The sequence below is a fragment of the Novosphingobium organovorum genome, from assembly GCF_022832435.1.
Classification (GTDB): domain Bacteria; phylum Pseudomonadota; class Alphaproteobacteria; order Sphingomonadales; family Sphingomonadaceae; genus Novosphingobium; species Novosphingobium organovorum.
On record NZ_JALHLF010000208.1, the window covers coordinates 1 to 3,057 of the forward strand.

At 68.1% G+C, this 3,057-nt stretch carries 2 protein-coding genes and 1 pseudogene; all 3 read right to left on the bottom strand.

What is annotated here, in order from left to right; genetic code table 11:
• Window positions 1-352, bottom strand: a pseudogene (locus MTR62_RS20600) (hypothetical protein); the annotation flags it as partial.
• Window positions 349-1,353 (bottom strand): 16S rRNA (cytosine(1402)-N(4))-methyltransferase RsmH, encoded by a 1,005-nt coding sequence (rsmH, locus tag MTR62_RS20605; RefSeq protein ID WP_244024477.1) that lies wholly within the window; start codon window positions 1,351-1,353, stop codon window positions 349-351. The pseudogene MTR62_RS20600 and the gene rsmH, both read right to left, overlap by 4 nt.
• Window positions 1,350-1,853 carry a division/cell wall cluster transcriptional repressor MraZ gene (locus MTR62_RS20610; protein ID WP_244024478.1) on the bottom strand — a complete coding sequence of 168 codons (504 nt, stop codon included), beginning with the start codon at window positions 1,851-1,853 and terminating at the stop codon, window positions 1,350-1,352. The genes rsmH and MTR62_RS20610 overlap by 4 nt, the downstream gene beginning before the upstream one ends.
• Between the last annotated feature and the right edge of the window lie 1,204 nt (window positions 1,854-3,057).

Genomic DNA, 3,057 nt, shown 5'->3' on the forward strand with positions numbered 1-3,057 from the left:
CCTCGTCGCCATCGGCGCTGGCAAAGCGGATCGGCGCGGGCGCGTCGGGCCCGGCGGGCGCGCCAAGCGCGGCGAGCTGGCGTTCACCCTCCAGGTACTGCCCGGCGCCGGGCGCCTGATAGCCGAACTCAAGGTCGTTGAGCTTCTTGAGCGCCTGCTGGTTGGCGCGGGTCTGGAACTCGGTCTCGAGGAAGTTGATCTGCTGCTGGGTGTAGACCATCCGCTTCTCGGTCGCGTAGACCTCGCTCTTGACCGCGTTGACCCGCAAGGTGAGCGCGACGAGCATGGCCCCGCACACCACCAGCACCGAAATCCAGCCGATGGAACGGACGCGATCCTGTGTCAGATTCATGCGGATTTCCTTCCAGGCTTGCGAACGTCGTGCGGGGCTGAGGGGGCTGAAGTAGAACGGGCGGGTGCGGCGCTGCGCCGCGCGCTTCGCAAGGTGGCCGAACGCGAACGCGGATTGGCGTCGAGCTCGGCGGGCGAGGGTTTGACCGGTTTGGCCACCCCGGCAAAGGTCGCCGCCGGTCCCGATGCGACGAGCGGGACATGGCGCGAGGTCGTCTGCCCCTGCCCGCTGGCGTCCTTGAGGAAGCGCTTGACGATGCGGTCTTCGAGCGAGTGGAAGGTGACGACGGCAAGCCGCCCGCCTTCGCACAGCAGCTCTTCGGCGCCCGCCAGCGCGGCCTCCAGCTCGTCAAGCTCGCCGTTGACGTGGATGCGGATCGCCTGGAAACTGCGCGTGGCCGGGTCCTTGGGCGCGCCGGGCCGGTGGCCGAGCGCCTTGCGGATGACCTGCGCGAGCTGGCCGGTGGTGGTCAGCGGACGCGCCGCGACGATCGCGCGCGCGACCCGGCGCGACTGGCGCTCCTCGCCGTAGAGGTAGAGCACGTCGGCGATCGCGCTTTCCTCACCCTCGTTGACGAAATCCGCCGCCGAGATGCCGTCTTGACTCATGCGCATGTCGAGCGGCCCGTCGAGCGCGAAGGCAAACCCGCGTTGCGCCTGGTCGAGCTGCATCGAGGAGACACCGATGTCGGCCACCACTCCGTCGACGGTCGCGACGCCCGCGTCGCGCAGGGCCTCGACCATTTCGGAGAAGCGGCGCGGATGCAGCACCAGACGCGGCGGGTCCATCGCCAGTTCGGGCCAGCACTCGGGATTGGCGTGGACCGCGGCGATCGCATCGGGATCGCGGTCGAAGGCGTGAACGGTTGCGCCCGCGTCGAGCAGGCGGCGGGTGTAGCCGCCCGCGCCGAAGGTCGCATCGACCAGCACCGTGCCTTCACCCGGCTCCAGCGCCGCGACGACTTCCTCGAGGAGGACGGGGATGTGCGGGGCCGCGCTCATTTGCCTTTGACTTTCGCGATTTCGGCCTCGGCCAGCGAACGGCAGGTGGCAACGATGGTGGCCATCTCGCCATCGCCCTCGAGCGCGTAGAGCTCGGCCGGGTTCCACAGCGTGATGAAGCGGCCCACGCCCTGGAAGAAGAGCTGGTCCTCGATGTTGGCAAGGCCCATCAGCGCGTCGGGCAGGACGAAGCGGCCCGAACCGTCGAACGGGACCTGCTGGAACGAGTAGAGCTGCATTGCCCGCTTGTCGCGGTTGTAGGGACGCCCGGCACGGTCGGCGCGCTCTTCCTCGGCGTCGAGCTGCTTTTCGAAGTCGTCGACGCGCGACAGGCCAAAACCCACGAGGCAGTTCCATTCGGCGTGCTTGGCCAGGCACAGCACGTCCTTGCCGCTCGATTCGCGCACCGTGGGGCGAAGCGTGTTGGGCAGCACGAAGCGCTTCTTGTCGCGCAAAAGCGAGAAGCCCTGTCCGCTATAGATGGTTGGCTGCCCAGCCATGCCGCCCCGTACGCCCCTATTGGGTAATGCCTCCCGGAGCATGACCGACAGTGTCCCGCCGCACGTGTGCGCGAAAGGGTTCCGCTCCTTTCGCCAGGAGACGGCGAGACTCAATCATTCCGATTGCCTGTCCTTCTACCGTTCGCCGGGCGGGGATTAAAGGGAAATTTGGGGAATGGTGGGAATTTTGAGCCGCTCCGACCCTTAACGCAGATTTACCGAGGGATTTTCGCGTGGTTTGCTTAAGCCGATTTTAAGCATGTAAATTGCGTATTTTTCGCAGTTTACACGATATTTTCCGGCAAATTTTAGCCGCCCGGCAGCGCGTGCCGCGCCGTCCCCATTCGTCCCCACCCAATCCCCTGATTACCCCAAAAGCGCACCGCAACGCACACACCCACGGACACAGAGCCGCCCCCTGCAGGCCCCGCGCGGGGCCTGCACGCTGCACCGCACCACGGCGCTGCCGCGAAGCGAATCGCCCGAATACGCGGTTTTCCATGGCGCGATTACGCCGTTTTCCGGGGTTTCACGCGGCTCGGCGGGGGCGTTGCAGCGCAGCCGCCCAGCGCGTCCCGGCGCGTGCTGGCAGGCTCCGGGGACAGCGAGGCGATTCGCCGGCGCGCCGATGCGTCCCTGCATTTCCCCATAAGCACCCGTCCGCAGGGATTCCCCGTTCTTCCCGCCCCGGCTCTCCGCGCCCCACCCCGCCCGCACGGCACGATGGCGCCCCGGTGCGCGCGCGATTTTACGCACAATCCGCTTAGCCACCCGCTTCGCGCCTCACGCCATCCCCGGCGCATCCCCGCCCATCCCCGGCGCATCGGCGTCCCGATCTGACCGCCCGGAGGGCGCGCAGGACAGCCCCGCCGGGCGCATCGGGTATCGTGAAGGCACAGGATCAGGACAGGGGAGGCCGAAACCCGCGCGCCGACGGCTCCGGACTCGCCCCTGCGTGATAGACCCTATCGGGCCACGCCAGAGCGTGCCGGCGCTGGTGGGAAAGCCGAAAAAGCCGATCGCCCGCGGACGTCGGGCATCGATCAGACGGCGAGCGGGCCAACAGCAAACGGGCCAACAGCAAACAGGCCGCGATCAGACCGCCCCCGCCTGCCTCTCAGGGGTTGGGGTAGGCGTTGGGGATGGTCTGCCGGGCCGGGTTGCCCGGCGCAGCGGTGCCCGGGCCGCCGTTCGCCCCGGCGCG